Here is a 318-nt window from a genome sequence, read left to right as displayed (position 1 = left end):
ATTTTGTGAACTGGCCGATATACTGATAGATAACTAATGTGAGGGTATTTGAAGTCTTCTTCCCAAGAAGCACCATGGGCATATAGAAATCGTTCCACTGAGAAATTGCTGTGATCAACGCAACCGTCATTACGACCGGTTTACATAACGGCGCAATAATCTGAAAAAAAATACGGAAGTCCCCTGCTCCGTCTATCCGCGCTGATTCTTCTAGTGCCACAGGAATCGTGTGGAAAAATTTCTGGAAAATAAAGCAGGCCATGGAAATACCTGAAGCATACACTAACATCATTCCAAAAATGTTGTTCAGAAGGCCGA

Annotated in this window: 1 protein-coding gene; it reads right to left on the bottom strand. The window is 42.1% G+C overall.

Going from position 1 to position 318, the window contains the following annotated elements; translation table 11 throughout:
• Positions 1-292: ABC transporter permease subunit (locus tag F8C76_RS20075; RefSeq protein ID WP_170284082.1), on the bottom strand; the 292-nt coding region annotated here is incomplete at its 3' end.
• Positions 293-318: the final 26 nt, after the last annotated feature.

The organism is Flagellimonas olearia (genome assembly GCF_009184425.1).
Lineage (GTDB): Bacteria > Bacteroidota > Bacteroidia > Flavobacteriales > Flavobacteriaceae > Flagellimonas > Flagellimonas olearia.
The sequence above is the reverse complement of the archived record's forward strand: the minus strand, read 5'-3'. Positions and strand labels throughout refer to the sequence as shown.